The organism is Pseudomonas schmalbachii, from assembly GCF_017589465.1.
In the GTDB taxonomy this organism is placed as follows: domain Bacteria; phylum Pseudomonadota; class Gammaproteobacteria; order Pseudomonadales; family Pseudomonadaceae; genus Pseudomonas; species Pseudomonas schmalbachii.
This window is the reverse complement of the sequence record NZ_JAELYA010000003.1, coordinates 473,392-493,815: the sequence shown is the minus strand read 5'-3', so window position 1 is coordinate 493,815 and position 20,424 is coordinate 473,392. Positions and strand designations below refer to the sequence as shown.

19 protein-coding genes are annotated in these 20,424 nt (G+C 65.0%); 15 read left to right on the top strand and 4 right to left on the bottom strand.

Annotated elements, in window-relative coordinates; translation table 11 throughout:
• Positions 1-2: 2 nt before the first annotated feature.
• On the bottom strand, positions 3-2,036 hold the full coding sequence (tssI, locus tag JFY56_RS11025) for a type VI secretion system Vgr family protein (protein ID WP_208313697.1): 2,034 nt from the start codon (positions 2,034-2,036) through the stop codon (positions 3-5).
• Between the two features lie 268 nt (positions 2,037-2,304).
• Between tssI and flhA the strand changes: the two genes are divergently transcribed.
• From flhA to JFY56_RS10955, 14 genes are all read left to right on the top strand, one after another.
• Positions 2,305-4,428: a flagellar biosynthesis protein FlhA gene (gene flhA / locus JFY56_RS11020; protein ID WP_208313696.1), complete on the top strand. Its 2,124-nt coding sequence runs from the start codon at positions 2,305-2,307 to the stop codon at positions 4,426-4,428.
• Between the two features lie 30 nt (positions 4,429-4,458).
• Positions 4,459-5,724: a flagellar biosynthesis protein FlhF gene (flhF, locus tag JFY56_RS11015; RefSeq protein WP_208313695.1), complete on the top strand. Its 1,266-nt coding sequence runs from the start codon at positions 4,459-4,461 to the stop codon at positions 5,722-5,724.
• A gap of 145 nt (positions 5,725-5,869) precedes the next feature.
• Positions 5,870-6,703, top strand: a complete 834-nt coding sequence (gene fleN / locus JFY56_RS11010; RefSeq protein ID WP_208313694.1) for a flagellar synthesis regulator FleN — start codon at positions 5,870-5,872, stop codon at positions 6,701-6,703.
• Positions 6,700-7,449, top strand: coding sequence for an RNA polymerase sigma factor FliA (gene fliA, locus JFY56_RS11005; protein WP_208313693.1), 750 nt, complete (start codon positions 6,700-6,702; stop codon positions 7,447-7,449). Before fleN ends, fliA begins: the two co-directional genes overlap by 4 nt.
• Before the next feature lie 167 nt (positions 7,450-7,616).
• On the top strand, positions 7,617-7,991 hold the full coding sequence (locus tag JFY56_RS11000) for a chemotaxis response regulator CheY (RefSeq protein ID WP_208313692.1): 375 nt from the start codon (positions 7,617-7,619) through the stop codon (positions 7,989-7,991).
• Positions 7,992-8,010: 19 nt separating this feature from the next.
• Positions 8,011-8,796 carry a protein phosphatase CheZ gene (locus tag JFY56_RS10995; RefSeq protein WP_208313691.1) on the top strand — a complete coding sequence of 262 codons (786 nt, stop codon included), beginning with the start codon at positions 8,011-8,013 and terminating at the stop codon, positions 8,794-8,796.
• Positions 8,797-8,857: 61 nt separating this feature from the next.
• Complete coding sequence (locus tag JFY56_RS10990; protein ID WP_208313690.1) at positions 8,858-11,011, top strand: chemotaxis protein CheA; 2,154 nt, start codon at positions 8,858-8,860, stop codon at positions 11,009-11,011.
• 46 nt (positions 11,012-11,057) lie between these two features.
• Positions 11,058-12,128, top strand: a complete 1,071-nt coding sequence (locus JFY56_RS10985) for a protein-glutamate methylesterase/protein-glutamine glutaminase (RefSeq protein ID WP_208313689.1) — start codon at positions 11,058-11,060, stop codon at positions 12,126-12,128.
• Positions 12,128-12,868, top strand: a complete 741-nt coding sequence (locus tag JFY56_RS10980; protein WP_208313688.1) for a flagellar motor protein — start codon at positions 12,128-12,130, stop codon at positions 12,866-12,868. Before JFY56_RS10985 ends, JFY56_RS10980 begins: the two co-directional genes overlap by 1 nt.
• 10 nt (positions 12,869-12,878) lie before the next feature.
• Positions 12,879-13,718, top strand: coding sequence for a flagellar motor protein MotD (gene motD / locus JFY56_RS10975; protein WP_208313687.1), 840 nt, complete (start codon positions 12,879-12,881; stop codon positions 13,716-13,718).
• A gap of 28 nt (positions 13,719-13,746) precedes the next feature.
• On the top strand, positions 13,747-14,535 hold the full coding sequence (locus JFY56_RS10970; protein ID WP_208313686.1) for a ParA family protein: 789 nt from the start codon (positions 13,747-13,749) through the stop codon (positions 14,533-14,535).
• Positions 14,536-14,602: 67 nt separating this feature from the next.
• On the top strand, positions 14,603-15,376 hold the full coding sequence (locus JFY56_RS10965) for a CheW domain-containing protein (protein ID WP_208313685.1): 774 nt from the start codon (positions 14,603-14,605) through the stop codon (positions 15,374-15,376).
• A gap of 73 nt (positions 15,377-15,449) precedes the next feature.
• Positions 15,450-15,929 (top strand): chemotaxis protein CheW, encoded by a 480-nt coding sequence (locus tag JFY56_RS10960; RefSeq protein WP_208313684.1) that lies wholly within the window; start codon positions 15,450-15,452, stop codon positions 15,927-15,929.
• Position 15,930: 1 nt separating this feature from the next.
• The gene (locus JFY56_RS10955) at positions 15,931-16,341 is read left to right on the top strand and encodes a DUF2802 domain-containing protein (RefSeq protein ID WP_208313683.1); all 411 of its coding nucleotides are present in this window, start codon (positions 15,931-15,933) and stop codon (positions 16,339-16,341) included.
• A gap of 7 nt (positions 16,342-16,348) precedes the next feature.
• Here the strand turns inward: JFY56_RS10955 and JFY56_RS10950 are convergent, their stop codons facing one another.
• The 3 genes from JFY56_RS10950 to JFY56_RS10940 are packed head-to-tail and all read right to left on the bottom strand — an operon-like array spanning position 16,349 to position 19,518.
• Complete coding sequence (locus tag JFY56_RS10950) at positions 16,349-17,440, bottom strand: M48 family metalloprotease (protein WP_208313682.1); 1,092 nt, start codon at positions 17,438-17,440, stop codon at positions 16,349-16,351.
• 28 nt (positions 17,441-17,468) lie between these two features.
• The gene (locus JFY56_RS10945) at positions 17,469-17,912 is read right to left on the bottom strand and encodes a hypothetical protein (RefSeq protein WP_208313681.1); all 444 of its coding nucleotides are present in this window, start codon (positions 17,910-17,912) and stop codon (positions 17,469-17,471) included.
• Positions 17,913-17,925: 13 nt separating this feature from the next.
• On the bottom strand, positions 17,926-19,518 hold the full coding sequence (locus JFY56_RS10940; RefSeq protein WP_208313680.1) for a CHASE2 domain-containing protein: 1,593 nt from the start codon (positions 19,516-19,518) through the stop codon (positions 17,926-17,928).
• Between the two features lie 399 nt (positions 19,519-19,917).
• On the opposite strand from JFY56_RS10940, the gene JFY56_RS10935 reads away from it, so the two are divergent.
• Complete coding sequence (locus JFY56_RS10935; protein WP_208313679.1) at positions 19,918-20,364, top strand: hypothetical protein; 447 nt, start codon at positions 19,918-19,920, stop codon at positions 20,362-20,364.
• Positions 20,365-20,424: the final 60 nt, after the last annotated feature.

Here is a 20,424-nt window from a genome sequence, read left to right as displayed (position 1 = left end):
CCTCAGTTCAGATCGATGTCTTTGCCGCTGATCTGTACTGGCCCGCTGGCTTCGAAGTCGAAGCGGGTGCCGTTGATCAGGATGTGTCCATCGCTCTTGAGCACCAATGACGCCTTGCCGACACGCAATGCGATGCTGTCGCCGTCCATGGTGATGTTCGAGGTAGGACCGCCACCGACGGTCAGGCTGTAGCGCTGGCCCACAGTGGAGTTCTGTTCCAGCCCGACAATGGTGTTCTTGTGCAGCCCGACGTTCTGGCTGTACACCGTGCCGATGTTCATCATCTTGGCCAGGCCGACGTTCTGCATGTACGCCAGCTTCACCGTCTCGGTCTTGAAGCGGTCGACCGTGGTCGACCAGTTGCGCCTGATGTGGTCGGTCTGGTGTTTGTCGACGGTCTTGGTGCGGCTTTTGTGGATGGTGATCTTTTCGTTGCCGTCGACGGTCTCGGTGCGGTCGTTGCCGATGTGCACGGTTTCGTCGTGGTCGATGGTCTTCCTGCGGTCATGGCCGACCCAGTGGCTTTCGTCGTGCTCGACCTTGATGTCCTGGTCGCGCTCGGCGTGGATATAGATCTGTTCGGCTCCCTTGCGGTCCTCGATGCGCAGTTCGTTGGAGCCGCGGCCACCGCGGCTGCTGTTGGTCTTGAACACGCTGCGGGTCTTGTGTTCGGGCAGGGCGTAGGGCACCCGGCGCAGCTTGTTTGGCAGGCAGCCGTGGATCAGCGGCTGGTCGGGGTCACCTTCGAGGAAGCTGACCAGCACCTCCATGCCGATGCGTGGAATCAGCACGTGGCCGTAGCCGTCATGCGCCCAGCCGCTGGCGACCCGCACCCAGCAGCTGGAATGCTCGTCGCGCTGGCCGTCGCGGTCCCAGTGGAACTGCACTTTCACCCGGCCGTATTCGTCGCAGTAGATCTCTTCGCTCGCCGGGCCGGTGACCACGGCGGTCTGGCTGCCGAGCACGCGCGGCTTGGGATGGTTCAGGGCGGGGCGGTGGAAGGTCTCGCCGGGGATGGCCTGGAATTGGTTGCGATAACCCTGTTCGCTGGCGTGTTCGACCAGCTCCTGCAGCACCTGAGGCTGGCGTCCCCAGTGGCTGACGCGGGTGACCAGCCAGAGCGCGTTGCAGGCGGGCAGGGGATGGTCGGTGAGGGTGATCAGGTGGCCGCTGGCCAGTGGGCGGTCGCCGCCGCCGCTGGCTTGCAAGGAGTCGCTGCGCTGGCGCTGCAGGGCGATGCGGCTGAGCTGCTTGCCGCGTGCGCCGCTGCGGAACAGGCCGGGGTAGTCGTAGTCTTCGAGGTCGGGGCGGCCATCGTCCCTGGCGCTGCCTTCCAGCAGCAGGCTGGGATGCTCGAAGTCGTAGTCGCGGCGGGTGACGCGCGAGGTGCGGAGGGCCACGCCGCTGTCGAACTGCTTGATCACCGGGTGGTCGGCGACCAGGCCGCTGTCCTGCAGGTATTCCACGCTGCCGATAGTGGCCCAGGCCGGCGGACCGTCGCCGAAGACCAGGGTGTGATCGCCGGGATTGTGTTCGAAGTGGTAGTGGAGGCCTTCCTCCTCGCAGAGGCGCGAGACGAAATGCAGGTCGCTCTCGTCGTACTGCACGCAGTAGTCGCGCACGGGCGGCGGGTTGAGCAGGCGGAAGGCGAAGCTGGAAATGCCGTGCTCGCCCAGGATGGTGGCGATGATCTGCCGGGCATCCTTGTGCTGGAAGATGCGCTGGTTGCGGCGCAGGGCGAGGTTGGCGAAGTGCGGTTCGAGGATCGCCCGAAGGCGGCAGAAGCGTCCGTCCCAGGCGCCCTGGACGGCTTCGCGGATCAGTCCGTGCACGCCGTGCTGCCGGTCGTCGAAGGCCAGGAAGGCCGGTTTGGAGAGTAGGCCCGCCGGATCGACGGGGCGTTCGCTGACCAGTTCGATCTCGAAGCGGTAGCAACTGTCGAGGGCTTCCTCGCCCTGGAAGCCGAGCACCTGCAGCGTACTCGCGGTGCCATCGATCAGTAGTTGGAACTGTGCCTGGTTAGCCGGTTGGAACATGCCTGTCGCCCTGAAACGTCCGTTGTAGAGCGGCGGAATTTAGGGGCAACCGGGTTGGTGCGCAGGAGGGGATTTGAGCCTTGGGAATCTTCCTCCGGGGCTCTCAGGGCTTTCACTCAGGCGGAGCTGCGAGTCCACCACGGAGTGGTGCATGCCATCTTGGGTAATAGTTGGCTCACTTCCTGCAATCCCCCTCCCCAACGCCATTCCGGCGTCAAAGTTTTGATTTCGCAGGCGATTTGCCGGCGCTAGGGAAAGGGAGTCGAGGGTGGATCGCACGCAACTGATCGGGCAGATGCGCAGTGGCCTGGCGGGGCTCGGCAGGGGCAACCTGGGGGTGCCGCTGCTGTTGCTGGCGATGCTGGCCATGATGACCCTGCCGATCCCGCCGTTCCTGCTGGACGTGCTGTTCACCTTCAACATCGCCCTGTCCATCGTCGTCCTGCTGGTCTGCGTGTACGCGCTGCGGCCGCTGGATTTCGCCGTGTTCCCGACCATCCTGCTGGTCGCCACACTGCTGCGCCTGGCGCTGAACGTCGCTTCCACCCGCGTGGTGCTGCTCCACGGCCACGATGGCCACGCCGCCGCCGGCAAGGTGATCCAGGCGTTCGGCGAGGTGGTGATCGGCGGCAACTACGTGGTCGGTATCGTGGTGTTCGCCATCCTCATGATCATCAACTTCGTGGTGGTCACCAAGGGCGCCGGGCGTATCTCCGAGGTGAGCGCGCGTTTCACCCTCGACGCCATGCCCGGCAAGCAGATGGCCATCGATGCCGACCTCAACGCCGGCCTGATCGAGCAGACGGAAGCCAAGAAGCGTCGCAGCGAAGTGGCGCAGGAAGCCGACTTCTACGGCTCGATGGACGGTGCCAGCAAGTTCGTCCGCGGTGACGCCGTCGCCGGCCTGCTGATCCTCTTCATCAACCTGATCGGCGGCATCGCCATCGGCATGATCCAGCACGCCATGACCTTCGCCGATGCCGGCAAGGTGTATGCGCTGCTGACCATCGGCGACGGCCTGGTGGCGCAGTTGCCGTCGCTGCTGCTGTCGACCGCCGCGGCGATCATGGTGACCCGCGTTTCCAGTTCCGAGGACATGGGCCAGCAGGTCAACCGGCAGATGTTCGCCTCGCCCAAGGCGTTGGCGATTTCCGCTGCGATCCTCATCGCCATGGGCCTGGTGCCGGGCATGCCGCATGTGTCCTTCGTCGGCCTCGGCGCGCTGGCGGCCGGCGGTGCCTGGCTGATCTGGCAGCGCCAGCGGCAGGCGAAGGTGGCGGTCGAGCAGGAAACCCAGCGCCAGCAGGAACTGCTGCCGGCGCAGCGCGCGCAGGAAGTTAAGGAGCTCGGCTGGGACGACGTGACCCCGGTGGACATGGTCGGCCTGGAAGTCGGCTACCGGCTGATTCCGCTGGTCGACCGCAACCAGGGCGGGCAGTTGCTGGCGCGGATCAAGGGCGTGCGCAAGAAGCTCTCGCAGGACCTCGGCTTCCTCATGCCGTCGGTGCACATCCGCGACAACCTCGACCTGTTGCCCAACGCCTATCGTTTGACGCTGATGGGCGTCAGCGTCGCCGAGGCGGAGATCCATCCGGACCGCGAACTGGCGATCAACCCCGGCCAGGTGTTCGGCAGCCTCAACGGCATCGCCGGCAAGGACCCGGCGTTCGGCCTGGAGGCGGTGTGGATCGAGGCCAGCCAGCGCGACCAGGCGCAGTCGCTGGGCTACACCGTGGTGGACGCCAGCACGGTGGTCGCCACCCACCTCAACCAGGTGCTGCACAAGCACGCCCACGAGCTGATCGGCCACGAGGAAGTCCAGCAACTGCTGCAACTGCTGGCGAAGAGTTCGCCGAAGCTGGCCGAGGAACTGGTGCCGGGGCTGATTTCCCTGTCCGGGCTGCTCAAGGTGCTGCAGGCTCTGCTGCAGGAGCAGGTGCCGGTACGCGACATCCGCACCATCGCCGAGGCCATCGCGAACACCGCCGTCAGGAGTCAAGATCCCGCCGCCATGGTTGCGGCCGTTCGCGTCGCGCTGGCCCGCGCAATCGTGCAAAGCATTGTGGGACTAGAGCCGGAGCTGCCTGTGATCACTCTGGAGCCCAGGTTGGAACAGATATTGCTGAATAGTCTGCAGAAGGCCGGACAGGGTTCCGAAGACGGCATGTTGCTGGAGCCGGGGATGGCCGAAAAGCTGCAACGCTCGCTGGTCGAGTCGGCGCAGCGCCAGGAGATGCTCGGCAAGCCGGCGATCCTGCTGGTGGCCGGTCCCATCCGCGCGATGATGTCGCGTTTCGCGCGGATGGCGGTCCAGGGCATGCATGTGCTGGCCTACCAGGAAATTCCGGAAAACAAGCAAGTCACCATCGTCGCCACCGTTGGCCAGAACTAATAAGTGGCACAGAACTAAGGGGCTCGGGTCATGCAGGTAAAACGCTTCTTCGCCGCCGATATGCGCCAGGCCATGAAACTGGTGCGCGACGAACTCGGCGCGGATGCCGCGATCATCGGCAACCGCCGGGTTGCCGGCGGCGTGGAGCTGACCGCTGCGCTGGATTACCAGCCGCCGGCAGCGCCGGGCAAGCCGAATCCGGCGCTGGAGGCCGAGCTGCGCAAGACCCAGGCGCGTATCGCCCAGGCCAAGGCCGACCTCGAAGCGCCCACCCGCAAGGTCGAGGCGCCGGCGAAGAACCGTCAAATGTACGACGCCCGGCCGGCCGCAGCGCCGATCAGCGAGCCCGTGGCGGCCGCTCCGAACACCGGTGCGCTGGAGGCGATGCGCAGCGAGCTCAACGGCCTGCGCGAACTGATCGAAGTGCAGCTCGGCTCCATCGCCTGGGGCCAGCTGCAGCAGCAGCGGCCGAAGCAGGCCAACCTGTGGCGCCGCCTGCAGCGCATGGGGCTGCCGGCGGAGCTGAGCCGGCAACTGCTGGAACAGGTGGCCGGCATCGCCGATCCGCGCCAGGCCTGGCGCATGCTGCTGGCGCACCTGACCCGCGCGGTGGAGACGCCGGAAGACGATCCGCTGGAGCAGGGCGGGGTGGTCGCGCTGGTCGGTCCGGCCGGCATGGGCAAGACCACCACCCTGGCCAAGCTGGCCGCGCAGTACGTACTGAAATACGGCTCGCAGAGCCTGGCGCTGGTGGGCATGGACGGTTACCGTCTGGGTGCGCAGGAGCAGATCCGCACCCTCGGGCGCATCCTCGACGTTTCCGTGACGCTGGTCGATCCCGGCCAGTCGCTGCTGCAGGCTGTCGCGCCGCTGCTGGCGCGCAAGCGCCTGGTGCTGATCGACACCGCCGGCCTGCAGGCCAGCGATCCGGCGCTGCGCATGCAGCTCGAAGCGCTGGCGGCGCAGAGCCTGAAGGTGCGGAATTATCTGGTGCTGGCGACGACCAGCCAGAGCCAGGTGCTGAAGTCGGCCTGGCACGCCTATCGTCATTGCGGCCTGGCCGGTTGCATCCTGACCAAGCTGGACGAGGCGGGCAGTCTCGGCGAATCTCTGGCGCTGGCGATCAGTCAGCGCCTGCCGGTAGCCTACCTGGCCGACGGTCCGCGGATTCCGGACGACCTGCAACTGGCGCGCAGCCACCAGTTGGTGAGCCGCGCGGTGAGCCTGCAGGCGGAAGATCCCTGCGAGGACACCATGGCCGAGCTGTTTTCCGGCCTGGCGCGGCGAGTGGGTTGAAGTTTCGAAGACGGCCAGGGTTGGCCAGACAATGCGGATGCTCGGAATGCAGGTCCGCGAACGCCGGGATCGGGAGAGCACCGAAACCGGAGTGCCGGGCGCGGGGAACCGCGCAACGTGCGAATGACCAGACAAGGTAAGACTTATGGGTAGCATGCATCCCGTTCAGGTAATCGCTGTCACCGGTGGCAAGGGTGGCGTCGGCAAGACCAATGTGTCGGTGAACCTGGCCCTGGCCCTGGCCGATCTCGGCCGGCGCGTCATCCTGCTGGACGCCGACCTGGGCCTGGCCAACGTCGATGTGCTGCTCGGCCTGTCGCCGCAGCGCACGCTGGCCGATGTGATCGCCGGCGAGTGCGACTTGCGCGACGTGCTGCTGCAGGGGCCGGGCGGCATCCGTGTGGTCCCGGCGGCATCCGGCACGCAGAGCATGGTGCACCTCACGCCCATGCAGCACGCCGGACTGATCCAGGCGTTCAGCGACATCAGCGACAACGTCGACGTGCTGGTGATCGACACCGCCGCCGGCATCGGCGACTCGGTGATCAGCTTCGTCCGCGCCGCGCAGGAAGTCCTGCTGGTGGTGTGCGACGAGCCGACCTCGATCACCGATGCCTACGCGCTGATCAAGCTGCTCAACCGCGACTACGACATCACCCGCTTCCGCGTGCTGGCCAACATGGCGCACAGCCCGCAGGAAGGCCGCAACCTGTTCGCCAAGCTGACCAAGGTCACCGACCGCTTCCTCGACGTGGCGCTGCAATACGTCGGCGTCATCCCATACGACGAGTCGGTGCGCAAGGCCGTGCAGAAGCAGCGCGCGGTGTACGAGGCCTTCCCGCGCAGCAAGGCTTCGCTGGCGTTCAAGGCGGTGGCGCAGAAGGTCGACAGCTGGCCGCTGCCGGCCAACCCGCGCGGCCATCTGGAATTCTTCATCGAGCGCCTGGTGCAGAACGTCGGCGCGGGATCGGCCGTATGAGGTCGGCCGCGGGAGCGCGCCTTTACGGCAAGGCGCAGGCGCAGAACGCCCAGGAGCAGCTGATCCAGCGCCACGCCCCGCTGGTCAAGCGCATCGCCTATCACCTGCTCGCCCGCCTGCCGGCCAGCGTGCAGGTGGAGGACCTGATGCAGGCCGGCATGATCGGCCTGCTCGAAGCGGCGAAGAAATACGACGCCGGCAAGGGCGCGAGCTTCGAGACCTACGCCGGCATCCGCATCCGTGGCGCCATGCTCGACGAGGTGCGCAAGGGCGACTGGGCGCCGCGTTCGGTGCACCGCAACACCCGTCTGGTGAGCGATGCGATCCGCGCCGTGGAAGCGAGAACCGGACGCGACGCTAAAGATCAGGAAGTCGCTGCCGAATTAGAGATGAGTCTCGACGATTACTACGCGATTCTCGCCGACACCCAGGGCAGCCGGCTGTACAGCTTCGACGACCTGTTGCAGGACGGCGAGCAGGGCGGCGGACTGCGGGAAGACACCGTGCTGCTGGACAACGAGCCATCCAGCGGACTGGAGGACGAACGCTTCCAGGCCGCCCTGGCCGAGGCCATCGGCAAGCTGCCGGAGCGCGAGCGGCTGGTGCTGGCGCTGTATTACGACGAAGAGCTGAACCTGAAGGAGATCGGCGAGGTGCTGGGCGTCAGCGAATCGCGGGTCTGCCAGTTGCACAGCCAGTGCGCCGCCCGCTTGCGCGCACGGCTGGCCGAGTGGCGCGGCGGCTAGGCAAGTTGCCTGGCGCCCGCTGTGGCGCCCGCATGAATGATTTTGGCGGGAGGCAGTTGCCTCCCGCCGTCTTGTAAGGGCCGGGCGCATGGCGCCGGGCGAAAGATCGAACGGTGCGTCCGGGGGGACGTACCTGGGTATGGATGGAGGCAGGCTTGGACAAAAATATGAAAATTCTCATCGTGGACGACTTCTCCACGATGAGGCGCATCATCAAGAACCTCCTGCGCGACCTGGGGTTCACCAACACTGCCGAGGCCGACGACGGCACCAGCGCGCTGCCGATGCTGCACAGCGGCAATTTCGACTTCCTCATCACCGACTGGAACATGCCCGGCATGACCGGCATCGACCTGCTGCGCACGGTGCGTGCCGATGCGCGTCTGCAGCATCTGCCGGTGCTGATGGTGACCGCCGAGGCCAAGCGCGAGCAGATCATCGAAGCGGCGCAGGCCGGCGTGAACGGCTATGTGGTCAAGCCGTTCACCGCGCAGGTGCTGAAGGAAAAGATCGAGAAAATCTTCGAACGGGTCAGCGCCTGACACGGGCCAGGAGGGCGTCATGGAACTGGTCAAGGAAACCGTGGGCGACTTCGAGTCGACCCTGAAACAACGCGCGCATGAACTGGTCGCCAGCCTGGAGCGCGGCGAGTTCACCGATGCCGTGCAGCTGATCGGCGAACTGAACCAGGTGCGCGATCGCGGCCTGTATCAGGAAGTCGGCAAGCTGACGCGCGAACTGCACAACGCCATCGTCAACTTCCAGATCGACCCTCGCTCGCCAATCGCGCAGGAAGTGTCGGAGATCGCCGATGCGACCGATCGCCTGTCCTACGTGGTGCGCATGACCGAGGACGCGGCCAACCGCACCATGGACCTGGTGGAGCAGAGCACGCCGCTGCTCGGCGAGCTGGGCAACGAGGCCGGCGCGTTGTACGACGAGTGGCAGCGCCTGCGCCGTCGCGAGCTGGGCGCGGAAGACTTCCGCCTGCTCGCCGCACGCATGGAGCGCTTCCTGCTGCGCAGCGTCGAGGACAACCGCATGTTGTCCAGCAACCTCAACGACATCCTGCTCGCCCAGGACTTCCAGGACCTCACCGGGCAGGTGATCAAGCGCGTCACCCGGCTGGTCACCGATGTCGAGCGCGACCTGGTCAAGCTGGTCTGCATGGCCGGCCAGGTGGACCGCTACGTCGGTATCGAGCATGACCACGAAAGCATGCGCGACGAAGCGGCAAGAAAAAGATCCTCCCAGGGTGAAGGTCCGCAGGTTGCTGCCGATAAGAGAGAGGACGTGGTTTCCAGCCAGGACGATGTGGACGATCTGTTGTCCAGCCTGGGTTTCTGATGGGCGCTTTTGGTCTGTGGGTGTGGCGACACATCGACGGACCCTATTTGGGGAGTACTGAATGAGCTTCGACGCCGATGAGGAAATCCTCCAGGACTTCCTGGTTGAGGCCGGCGAGATTCTCGAGCAACTGTCCGAACAACTGGTCGAGCTGGAAAGCCGGCCGGACGACATGGATCTGCTCAACGCCATTTTCCGCGGGTTCCATACCGTCAAGGGCGGCGCCGGCTTCCTCCAGCTGAACGCGCTGGTGGACTGCTGCCACATCGCGGAAAACGTCTTCGACATCCTGCGCAAGGGCGAACGCAAGGTCGGCCCGGAGCTGATGGACGTGGTCCTGCAGGCGCTGGATGCGATCAACGAGATGTTCGACCAGGTGCGCGACCAGCGCGACCCATCACCAGCTTCCCCGGCACTGCTGGCCGCGCTGTCGCGGCTTGCCGACCCGGAAGCTGCCGAACTGCCGCCGGTGATCCAGGAAATGGTGGAGCAGGCCGAATCGGCCGGCTACGCCGACATCACCGACGCCGAGTTCGAGGAGTTGCTCAACGCCCTGGAGCCGCCGGCCGAGCAGGCCGCGCCCGCGCCAGTGGTCGCTGCCAGGTCCGCCGACGCCGGCAGCGACGAGATCAGCGACGACGAGTTCGAATCGCTGCTCGACCAGTTGCACGGCAAGGGCAAGTTCGGTGGCGCTCCGGCGAGCGGTGCTGCGCAGCAGCCTGTCGCCCAGCCGGCGGCCGACGACGACCAGATCAGCGACGACGAGTTCGAATCGCTGCTCGACCAGCTGCACGGCAAGGGCAAGTTCACCGGCTCCGTGGAAGCCAAGCCTGTAGCGGCAGTCGAGGTGACTCCCGCTGCGCAGGACGACAACATCAGCGAGGACGAATTCGAGGCGCTGCTCGACCAGTTGCATGGCAAGGGCAGGTTCGGCGGTTCGCCCGCCGCGACCGTGGCCACCCAGCCGGCTGCGAAAAGCGTCGTGGAGAAATCCATCCCGGCAGTGGAGGCCGCCCGTCCCACCGCCGACAAGAGTCCGGCCCACGAAGCGGAAACCACCGTGCGGGTGGATACCGCGCGGCTCGACGAGATCATGAACATGGTCGGCGAGCTGGTGCTGGTGCGTAACCGTCTGGTGCGCCTGGGCCTGAACAGCGAAGACGAGGCGATGGCCAAGGCCGTGGCCAATCTCGACGTGGTCACCGCCGACCTGCAGACCTCGGTGATGAAGACCCGCATGCAGCCGATCAAGAAGGTCTTCGGCCGCTTCCCGCGCCTGGTCCGCGATCTGGCGCGCAACCTGAAGAAAGAGATCCACCTCGATCTGGTCGGCGAGGACACCGATCTCGACAAGAACCTGGTCGAGGCGCTGGCCGATCCGCTGGTGCACCTGGTGCGCAATGCCGTCGACCACGGCATCGAAGGCCCCGACGAGCGCGAGGCTGCCGGCAAGCCGCGCTCGGGACGGGTGGTGCTGTCGGCCGAGCAGGAGGGCGACCACATCCTCTTGTCGATCTCCGACGACGGCAAGGGCATGGACCCCGACGTGCTGCGCGCCAAGGCGGTGGAGAAGGGCCTGCTGGACAGGGACGCCGCCGAGCGCCTCAGCGAGTCCGACTGCTACAACCTGATCTTCGCCCCGGGCTTCTCGACCAAGACCGAGATTTCCGACGTCTCCGGCCGTGGCGTCGGCATGGACGTGGTGAAGACCAAGATTTCCCAGCTCAACGGCATCATCAATATCTACTCGGTGAAGGGCCAGGGTTCGAAGATTGCTATCAAGGTGCCGCTGACCCTGGCGATCATGCCGACCCTGATGGTCATGCTCGAAAACCAGGCGTTCGCCTTCCCGCTGGTCAACGTCAGCGAGATCTTCCACCTCGACCTGTCGCGTACCAACGTGGTCGATGGCCAGGAAGTGGTGATCGTCCGCGACAAGGCGCTGCCGCTGTTCCATCTCAAGCGCTGGCTGGTGCCGGGCGCGGCCTACGAGGAACCGGGCGAGGGCCATGTGGTGATCCTCGCGGTGGGCAACCAGCGCATCGGCTTCGTCGTCGACCAACTGGTGGGCCAGGAAGAAGTGGTGATCAAGCCGCTCGGCAAGATGCTGCAGGGCACGCCCGGCATGGCCGGCGCGACCATCACCGGCGACGGCCGCATCGCCCTGATCCTCGACGTGCCGGGCATGCTCAAGCGCTACGCGCGGCGTACGTAACTGATCGCTTGCGCGCGGGCTGCCGCGCGCGATGCAAGGAGCTTTTATGGTTGTCAAAGTCCTGGTGGTGGACGATTCCGGGTTCTTCCGCCGGCGCGTTTCGGAAATCCTTTCCTCCGATCCGCAGATCCAGGTGATCGGCACCGCCAGCAATGGCCGCGAGGCCATCGAGCAGGCGCAGGCGCTGAAGCCCGACGTGATCACCATGGACTACGAGATGCCGCTGATGGATGGCATCACCGCGGTGCGCAACATCATGCAGCGCTGTCCGACGCCGGTGCTGATGTTTTCCTCGCTGACCCACGAGGGCGCGCGGGTCACCCTCGATGCGCTGGATGCCGGCGCGGTGGACTACCTGCCGAAGAACTTCGAGGAAGTCTCGCGCAATTCGGAGAAGGTCCGCCAACTGCTCTGCGAGAAGATCCACACCATCGCCCGCAGCAACCGCCGCTACAGCGGCCTGGCCAGCGCTCCGGCGCCGCAGCCGGCACTCGCCAGCGTGCGTCCGGCGCCTGCCGCGGTCTCTCCGGTCCCAAAGCGTAAGGCCTACCGGCTGGTGACCATCGGCACCTCCACCGGTGGGCCGGTCGCGCTGCAGCGTGTGCTGGCGCAACTGCCGGCCAGCTTCCCGGTGCCGCTGCTGCTGGTCCAGCACATGCCGGCGGCGTTCACCAAGGCGTTCGCCGAGCGCCTCGACAAGCTCTGCCGGATCAGCGTGAAGGAAGCCGAGGACGGCGACCTGCTGCGCCCCGGCCTGGCCCTGCTGGCGCCGGGCGGCAAGCAGATGATGGTCGACGGGCGCGGCGCGGTGCGCATCCTGCCCGGCGACGAACGCTTGAACTACAAGCCGTGCGTTGACGTGACTTTCGGCTCGGCGGCACGCGCCTTCGGCGACAAGGTGCTGGCGCTGGTGCTCACCGGCATGGGCGCCGACGGCCGCGAGGGCGCGCGCCTGCTCAAGCAGAGCGGCAGCCAGGTGTGGGCGCAGGACGAGGCGAGCAGCGTGATCTACGGCATGCCGATGGCGGTCGCCAAGGCCGGTCTGACCGACGCGATCTACGGCCTCGACGACATCGGCCGGCATCTGGTCGATGCCTGCGCGGGGCCGCGCGACTGATGGATGTGCTGAGCCTTGTCGGCCTGATCCTCGCGCTGGTCGCGATTGTCGGCGGCAATTTCATCGAAGGCGGACATATCGGCGCGTTGGCCAACGGCTCGGCGGCGCTGATCGTCATCGGCGGCACCCTGGCGGCGGCGCTGGTGCAGACCCCGGTGCAAGTGCTCAAGCGCGCCATGACCATGCTGCGCTGGGTGTTCTTCCCGCCGCGCATCGACCTGGTCGGCGGCATCCACCGCGTGGTCGGCTGGGCCATGAGCGCGCGCAAGGAGGGGCTGCTCGGCCTCGAAGCGCTGGCCGACAGCGAGGCCGATCCGTATGCACGCAAGGGCCTGCAATTGCTGGTCGATGGCGTCGAGCCGGAGGTCATCCGCAGCATCCTCGAAGTGGACATGGTCAACCAGGAAGAACGCGACCTGCAGGCGGCAAGGGTGTTCGAGAGCATGGGCGGCTACGCGCCGACCATCGGCATCATCGGCGCGGTGATGGGCCTGATCCACGTGATGGGCAATCTCGCCGATCCCGGCCAACTGGGCAGCGGCATCGCCGTCGCCTTCGTCGCCACCATCTATGGCGTCGGCCTGGCCAACCTGCTGCTGCTGCCGATGGGCAACAAGCTGAAGAGCCTGGTGCTGCGCCAGTCCAGCTACCGCGAAATGCTGATGGAAGGCCTGCTGTCCATCGCCGAGGGCGAGAACCCGCGTTCCATCGAACTGAAGCTGCAAGGCTTCGCCGGCTGACGGGGGCGGAATGGCGCGGCGCCGGCATCGCGAGGAACACCAGAACCAGGAGCGCTGGCTGGTTTCCTACGCGGACTTCATCACCCTGCTGTTCGCCTTTTTCGTGGTGATGTACTCCATTTCGTCGATCAACGAAGGCAAGTACAAGATTCTTTCGGAAACCCTCACCGGCGTGTTCAACCAGCCGGAGCAGGCGATGAAGGCGATCCCCATCGGCGAGGAGCGGCCGCGCACCACGCAGAAAGAGCTGTTGCGCGACGTGCAGAACGGCTCGGCGGAGGGCGACCCGCTGAAGCAGATCGCCGACAGCGTGCGCGCGGCGTTCGGCGACCTGATCGCCACCGACCAGCTGCATGTGCGCGGCAACGAGCAGTGGATCGAGATCACCCTCAGTTCCAGCCTTCTGTTCCCCAGCGGCGAGGCGATTCCCAACGAAGCCGCCTTCGACATCATCGAGAAGGTCGCCGGGATTCTGGCGCCGTACCGCAACCCGGTGAACGTCGAGGGTTTCACCGACAACGTGCCGATCCACAACGCGCGCTTCCCGACCAACTGGGAGCTGTCCACGGCGCGGGCGGCGAGCATCGTCCGCCTGCTGGCGCAGGACGGCGTCGATCCCGGCCGGCTGGCGGCGGTGGGCTACGGCGAGTTCCGTCCGCTGGCGGACAACGCCGATGCCGAGGGGCGCGCGCGCAACCGGCGGGTGGTGCTGGTGGTGTCGCGCAACCTCGACGTGCGCCGCGTCTCCACCGGTGCGGCGGACGCCAGGCAGGATGCTGGCACGCAACCTGCACCGCAGTCCGCCAGCGGGGGGAAACCCGTCAAATCTTCGTCAGCGTCGGGGAGCTGAGCGTCATGCGGTCGTGGGGAGCCAAGCAATGAAAATCTGGGCGATTGCCAACCAGAAGGGCGGTGTCGGCAAGACCACGTCGACCGTCGCCCTGGCCGGCCTGCTGGCCGATGCCGGCAAGCGCGTGCTGGTGGTCGATCTCGATCCGCACGGCTCGATGACCAGCTATTTCGGCCACGACCCGGACAGCCTCGAACACAGCGTGTTCGACCTGTTCCAGCAGCAGGGCCAGGTGCCCGAAGGGCTGCCGCGCCAACTGCTGCTGCCGACCAGCCACGAAAACCTCATGCTGCTGCCGTCGAGCACCGCGCTGGCCACCCTGGAGCGCCAGTCGCCCGGGCAGAATGGTCTCGGCCTGGTGCTTTCGAAAAGCCTGGCGCAGCTGTGGAACGACTTCGACCACGCGATCATCGACAGCCCGCCGCTGCTGGGCGTGCTGATGGTCAACGCGCTGGCCGCCAGCCAGCACCTGGTGATCCCGGTGCAGACCGAATTCCTCGCCCTCAAGGGGCTGGAGCGGATGATCGCCACCCTGGCGATGATCAACCGCTCGCGTCGCCAGGCGCTGCCGTTCAGCATCGTGCCGACCCTGTTCGACCGTCGCACCCAGGCTTCCATCGGCGCCTTGCGGGTGTTGCGCGACAGCTATCCGGACAACCTCTGGCGGGCCTTCATCCCGGTGGACACGCGCCTGCGCGATGCCAGCCGCAACGGCCTGGTGCCGTCGCGCTTCGATGGCTCCAGCCGCGGAGTGATCGCCTATCGCGCGCTGCTGCAGCACCTGCTGGCGGGCGAGCCGGCGGCGCAGGTGGCCTGAGCATGCATTCAAGTCCTGCCGGCGTGCTGCCGATATACCGGCCAATCCATTCGCGCGGATTTCCGTCATGAGCCATTCCGCCACCACCACGCGTCCCCAGCTCGCGCTGCAGTCCTATCTCGACTCGCTACTGCAGGAAGCCACCTGCGAAGCGCTGTATGGCGAGGTCGAGCCGTCGCCGGTAGTGGTGAGCAGCGTCAGCGCCGACGAGTTCCAGGCGGCGGTGCTGGAAGAGCAGATCCGCGATGCGCGCATGCGCCAGCCGCCTGTCGAGGCGCCGCGCGAGCCGACGCCGGCCGCGCCGGTGATCGAACTGCGCCAGCCGGGTGCCGCCGAATTGCCGTCGGCGCCGCTGGCCCTGCTCGACAGCGGCCTGCCGCCGTGGGCCGCCGAACCGTTCGAGTGCCTGCTGTTCGACGTGGCCGGCCTGACCCTGGCGGTGCCGCTGGTCTGCCTCGGCTCGATCCATTCCCTGGAAGGCCGCGAGATGACGCCGCTGGTTGGCCAGCCGGACTGGTTCCTCGGCCTGCTGCCGGGCCAGCAGGGCAACCTGAAGGTGCTGGATACCGCGCGCTGGGTGATGCCCGAGCGCTACCGCGACGATTACCGCGAAGGCCTGAAATACGTGATTTCGGTGCAGGGCTACGACTGGGGGCTGGCGGTGCATCAGGTCAGCCGCTCGCTGCGCATCGACCCGTCGGAGGTCAAGTGGCGCACCCGGCGTCTGCAGCGGCCGTGGCTGGCCGGCACCGTGATCGAACAGATGTGCGCGCTGCTCGACGTTTCGGCACTGGCCGGGATGCTCGCCGGCGGCGCGTCGCGCAACAGCGGCCGGGCCTGAACGCCCGGTACCGGAACGAACGATAACCGCCGCACGGATGCCGTCGCGGCGCAACAGCAAGAGGCGAGGGGATATGAGCAAAGTAGCAGCGCAAAGCGTCGAGGATCCGATCCTGCAGTGGGTCACCTTCCGCCTGGACAACGAGACCTACGGCATCAATGTGATGCAGGTGCAGGAAGTCCTGCGCTACAGCGAGATCGCTCCCGTGCCGGGCGCGCCGAGCTATGTGCTGGGCATCATCAACCTGCGCGGCAACGTGGTGACGGTGATCGACACCCGCCAGCGCTTCGGTCTCGAACCGGCGCCGGTGACCGACAACACCCGCATCGTCATCATCGAGGCGGATCGCCAGGTGGTCGGCATCCTGGTCGACAGCGTCGCCGAGGTGATCTATCTGCGCCAGTCGGAAATCGAGACCGCACCCAACGTCGGCAACGACGAGTCGGCCAAGTTCATCCAGGGCGTGTGCAACAAGAACGGCGTGCTGCTGATCCTGGTCGACCTGGAAAAGATGCTGACCGACGAAGAATGGTCGGAGCTGGAGGTCATCTGAAATGCTGATCGCCCTGGTGGTACTCGGCTGTGCCTGCGTCGCGCTGGCGGTCGTATTCGCCTTCCTGCTGCGCGACCAGCGCCGCCAGTCCGTACTGCTCGCGCAGCAGGCGGCCCACGTCGCCGAGCTCGATCAGCGGGCGAAGGAGCTGGGCAAGCGGCTCGAAGCGTACCAGCAGGTCAACGTGCGCCTGGGCGAGCAACTGCGCGAGCTGGGCAGCCAGGTCGCGCCGCTGCCGGAGCGCCTGAACCGCATCGAGCAGCGCGATCCCGCCAGCCTGTCGTTCAACCAGGCGGCGCGGCTGGTCGGCCTCGGCGCCAGCGCTACCGAGCTGAGCCAGAGCTGCGGCCTGTCGCGTGCCGAGGCGGAACTGATGGCCCGCCTGCACGGCAACCGGCAGCAGACGGGCTGACGCGCCGCTATTGCGCCGCCGTGGTGATGCTGGTGACCTCGCGATAGATCGCCTGCAGGTTGTCGGTGCGTTCCCGGGTATTGGGGTGACGCATCATCGGCGAGTTGACGATGTCGTAGACCTCCTCGGACATCGCCTGGACGCTCCCGGACGAGGCGGCGGGGCGCACCTGCGGCAGATCCTTGACGAAGGTATCGATGGTGGCAGCCAGTTGCTGGTTGTCCGGATAGACATGGCTGAGCATCTTCACCGCGCATGAGTCGGCCTGCAGTTCCTGGTCCACATGGTGCTGGGTGAACTGCCCCTTCTCCAGCTTGATGCGGTCGACCACGGCGCCCGGGTTGTTCCTGGCGGACTGGATGGTATCGACCAGTTCCTCCTTCACGGTGAAGGAGTCCACCACCAGGCTCTGCATTTCCTTGGTTTCATGGCGCTGCAGCACGTGGCCGATCTCGTGGGCCAGGGCGAAGTAGGCCTTGCGCTGGTGCTCGGGTGTGTCGAGCAGGCCCTGGTCGAGGTACAGGTAGCCGCCGGGCAGGGCGAGGGCGTTGCGGTTGTCGGTCTTCACGATGAACAGCTTGAAGCGGTAGTCGTAGGGTTCCTTGATGCTGGCGAGGATGTCGGCAAGCATCTTGTCCGCGGTCGGGTAGTACTTGCGACCGAGCTTGCTGGTGCGCGACAGCAGGTCGGTGCGCTTGTTGTGCTGGCGCTCGGCGTACATTTCCTCGGCCGTCATGGGCATCCAGTTGAGCTGCTTGGCGGCCAGCTTGGTCGAGTCGGAGAGGCTGCCGCCAGTGGTCGGCGCGGCCGATTTTCCGCTGAGCATGCTGGTCAGCTGACTGCTGACGCCCTTGAGGCCCTCCTTGACGCTGAACATGGTCATCGAGGCGACGTTGTCGGCAAGCCGATAGGGCTGCACCAGGTCCGGGCAGTTCTTGTCGAGCACGACGGACGCTCGCGGCGAGAGATTGGTGATTTCCTTCACCTGCACGTCGCTGCTGCCACTGCTCAACGGGTTGGAAATCGAAGCGCCGCTGCAGGCGGCCAGCAGGGTGACGCAGGCCAGCGTCCAGCAGGTTGTCGATGCACACGGTGTCATGGAGCCTCCTCGGGCAGGCGCCGGCCTGTCATTTGAGTTGTTGCCGGAGTTGGCGGACCAGCATGTCGCGGGCGCTGTAGTAGCCTTCCTCGTCGAGGATTGCAGCCTGGTAGAGCAGCCGCTGGTTGCTGTCGCTGACCTCCTTGCTGACCTGATCCAGGCGCTGGCGTACTTCGGGGTCGGATTGCGCCTTGGCGTAGTTGGCCTGGGCTTCGCTGGGGTTGTAGGGGCGGTCTTCTTCGAGTTTTCGGCCGGCCTCGATATCTGTCCTGGCTGCCTTGTTCATTACTGTCGCTACCGAATCACAATCGGCGACGTCGTCCTGGTTGTTTGCGACCGATTTCACCAGTTGTTGCAAAGCGGCCGAATTGCTTTTGCTCCTTATCTCGTCGAGTCCCTTGCATTCCATGGCATGGATACTGCTGCTGGCGAGCAATGCCATTACGCTGAGGCAGAGAGTCGGGATTTTCATGGGAACAGTTCCTCTAACTGACATGAGAAAGGGTGATACCCAGAGCGGTGGCCACCAGAGTGAGGAAGAGCAAGCGACCAGCAAGTTTCAGCGAGGCTGCTACCCAGTCTTCGCGGAACGGTCGTAGCGGATCGATGTGGATGGGTTTGCGCACCGGGACTGGATGGTCGTCGTGAGCATCCTGACGGGCTTGCTGGAGGGCGGCGTGAAATTGCTTCGGACCGGCGTCGAACGCCTGCTCAAGTTTTTCCGCCAGATCCCAGCGTTCACGCAGGCCTTCCTTCACTGCTCCATGTACTGCGCCAGTGAAGAAACTCTCGATCAGCATCCCGAGAGCAATAGGAATGGGCGATAGCCACAGGTTGTGATCGCGAAGTTGCAAATAGGAAAACATCGTTACCACTACGAGCAACACGCACAGGGCAAAACCCAGACCTAGAACCACCCAGGGGGCGGAGAGTCGGTAGCGCTCCTGGTTGCTGAAGCGGAGGTGGTAGTACTTGCCCCAGCACCAGGAGATGACCACGCCGAAGAGCAGGCCGATTGCGACTTCGAGCAGGAAGGCAAGCAGATGGGAGAAGTCGCTGGCGGGCTCCAGCAGCGACATGAATGCTGCTGCATGTACTTCTACACCGTACAAATGGCCGATAGGAGTGAGAAACACATCGTCCAGGCCGTAGGTACCGCCAAAGAACACTACCTTGGTTTCGTAAGCCAGGTGCCTGATGGTGATCTTGTCGCCGTCGGTAAGTTTGAAACGTTCACTTAGTAGGCGGATGTCTCCGACATTGACCGTATGTAAGGAAGACAGGTAGTGCCGTGGAGCGATCAGAAACATGCCGTCCGGTTTTTCCATACATCTGCCGCTCGTAATAACGGAGATATCTCGCATGGCGGCGACGGCAAGCCCATGAGGTACGCACGGCGCCTTGGTGACCACGCCATAGCTGACTGGTAGCCGTCCATCAGCGAAGACAACATTCGCGCGCTCTTGCATGCGCTGGCGCCATGCCCATGCATTTCGTCTGGCGTCGCGTCCCACGTTTGGATCGGTTAACGCAAACGGTTCCATAAGCACCGTACGAGTGCTGAGCTGGTTGTCTGTGATCAATTTGTAAAGCTGTTCATCGCAGTCATTTTTATCTTGCATCGGCACATTGCCGTAGGAGGCTTCCGTCGGTGTGGGCGACAGGTCCAGATCGATGACCATCATTCTTGGTGGTCGTGGGCTTTCATAAAAAGCTCTCAGGTCGTGCCGCAGTTGGCAGCGATCCAATGGAGAGCGCTCGCGGTAGTGCTTTTCATACGTGAGCTGATCGATGCCAGCCACGGTGATCTGTGGTGGCCGACATCTTTTATCTTTCTTCGCATCTCGGGAGTTGCACTCGGTAGTCAGGAAGGCCGTGAGGTTGCCGATACCCAGAAATGCATAGGTATCGACGGCATCCAGTAAATGGAATTTGTGGTGGCCGATAGTGACCAGCGAGGCAACCACAAGGGCAGCGGGCAGGTGATGCAGCGACCCGAGCATTTCGTGGCCGAACCTGGCCAATAGATTTGCGCCCCAGTCGAGCCAGTCCTGAAATGATCGCGGCGCTTCCGCCATGCCTGCGCGCTCCATGCCCCGGCAAAGCTCAGCCCCAGGGTTAGCCATTGACCTGGCAGGGCACGTGCTGCCGCTGCCGTCGCTGCGTCACCGCGAGAGCCAAGGGCGGGCATCGGCACGATCAGGTGTCCGGAGATGGCAAGACGCTATTGCAGAAATCTAGCAGCGAACGTTCGCCGTGCAAGGCGCTTGGTCGGCGTCGAAGCGCTCTAGATCGGGGCTGTAAAGGCGATGAAACACTCGGGATGGGGATTGCTTCAAAGAATTTTGAGCAAAAGTCTGACTCCCTAATCAGATTTGTCTGATCTATGCCGGTACGTCAGGGGGCTAGATTGTCCATCATCATTGGACATTTACCCAAAGGTCACCCAAATGACACCTAATCCGCGCAGGGTACTGGTGCTGTGTTCCCAACCAGGCCGCCTGCTGAACTACAGCGTCCTGCTCAATCGTCTGAACTACTTTCACCTGAGCCTCTGTCAGAACCTGGACGAAGTTCGCAAGGTGCTGTCGAAGAAGAACCCCTACAGCCTGTTCATCTATGACGACTTCACACCCGGCGTCGGTGAAATGGCGACCCTGCGCCGTCTGAGCGAAAACCACCAGATCGGCCAGTTCCTCCTGATCGGCAGCTTCAACGAACATGACAAGACGCGGCTGTTCCGCTGGGCATGCAGCAGCAGCGTGCCGTTGCTGCAGGTACTGGACAAGCCGTTCAACCTCGCGCAACTGCGCGAAGCCATCGGCGACCCGGATTGCGCAGAGGACGTTGAGGGTCGCGGCGGCTGTGGCTGTGGCCGTCAGGACCAGCGCGACCCGGCAGAGCCTGCCGCTCTCTGCTCATGACGATCGACATCGGCAGGCGGGCCGAGCAACTTGCGAAAGCCTGCCTGCCATTCCTTTGAC

Coding starts and splice junctions, on each gene's coding strand:
- fliA (WP_208313693.1), top strand. CDS start 6,700: ATGAGGTCGGCCGCGGGAGCGCGCCTTTACGGCAAGGCGCAGGCGCAG.
- JFY56_RS10995 (WP_208313691.1), top strand. CDS start 8,011: ATGGAACTGGTCAAGGAAACCGTGGGCGACTTCGAGTCGACCCTGAAA.
- JFY56_RS10940 (WP_208313680.1), bottom strand. CDS start 19,518: ATGGCGGAAGCGCCGCGATCATTTCAGGACTGGCTCGACTGGGGCGCA.
- JFY56_RS10970 (WP_208313686.1), top strand. CDS start 13,747: ATGAAAATCTGGGCGATTGCCAACCAGAAGGGCGGTGTCGGCAAGACC.
- JFY56_RS10990 (WP_208313690.1), top strand. CDS start 8,858: ATGAGCTTCGACGCCGATGAGGAAATCCTCCAGGACTTCCTGGTTGAG.
- JFY56_RS10980 (WP_208313688.1), top strand. CDS start 12,128: ATGGATGTGCTGAGCCTTGTCGGCCTGATCCTCGCGCTGGTCGCGATT.
- JFY56_RS10950 (WP_208313682.1), bottom strand. CDS start 17,440: ATGACACCGTGTGCATCGACAACCTGCTGGACGCTGGCCTGCGTCACC.
- fleN (WP_208313694.1), top strand. CDS start 5,870: ATGGGTAGCATGCATCCCGTTCAGGTAATCGCTGTCACCGGTGGCAAG.
- flhF (WP_208313695.1), top strand. CDS start 4,459: ATGCAGGTAAAACGCTTCTTCGCCGCCGATATGCGCCAGGCCATGAAA.
- JFY56_RS11000 (WP_208313692.1), top strand. CDS start 7,617: ATGAAAATTCTCATCGTGGACGACTTCTCCACGATGAGGCGCATCATC.
- JFY56_RS10985 (WP_208313689.1), top strand. CDS start 11,058: ATGGTTGTCAAAGTCCTGGTGGTGGACGATTCCGGGTTCTTCCGCCGG.
- tssI (WP_208313697.1), bottom strand. CDS start 2,036: ATGTTCCAACCGGCTAACCAGGCACAGTTCCAACTACTGATCGATGGC.
- JFY56_RS10960 (WP_208313684.1), top strand. CDS start 15,450: ATGAGCAAAGTAGCAGCGCAAAGCGTCGAGGATCCGATCCTGCAGTGG.
- motD (WP_208313687.1), top strand. CDS start 12,879: ATGGCGCGGCGCCGGCATCGCGAGGAACACCAGAACCAGGAGCGCTGG.
- JFY56_RS10955 (WP_208313683.1), top strand. CDS start 15,931: ATGCTGATCGCCCTGGTGGTACTCGGCTGTGCCTGCGTCGCGCTGGCG.
- JFY56_RS10965 (WP_208313685.1), top strand. CDS start 14,603: ATGAGCCATTCCGCCACCACCACGCGTCCCCAGCTCGCGCTGCAGTCC.
- JFY56_RS10945 (WP_208313681.1), bottom strand. CDS start 17,912: ATGAAAATCCCGACTCTCTGCCTCAGCGTAATGGCATTGCTCGCCAGC.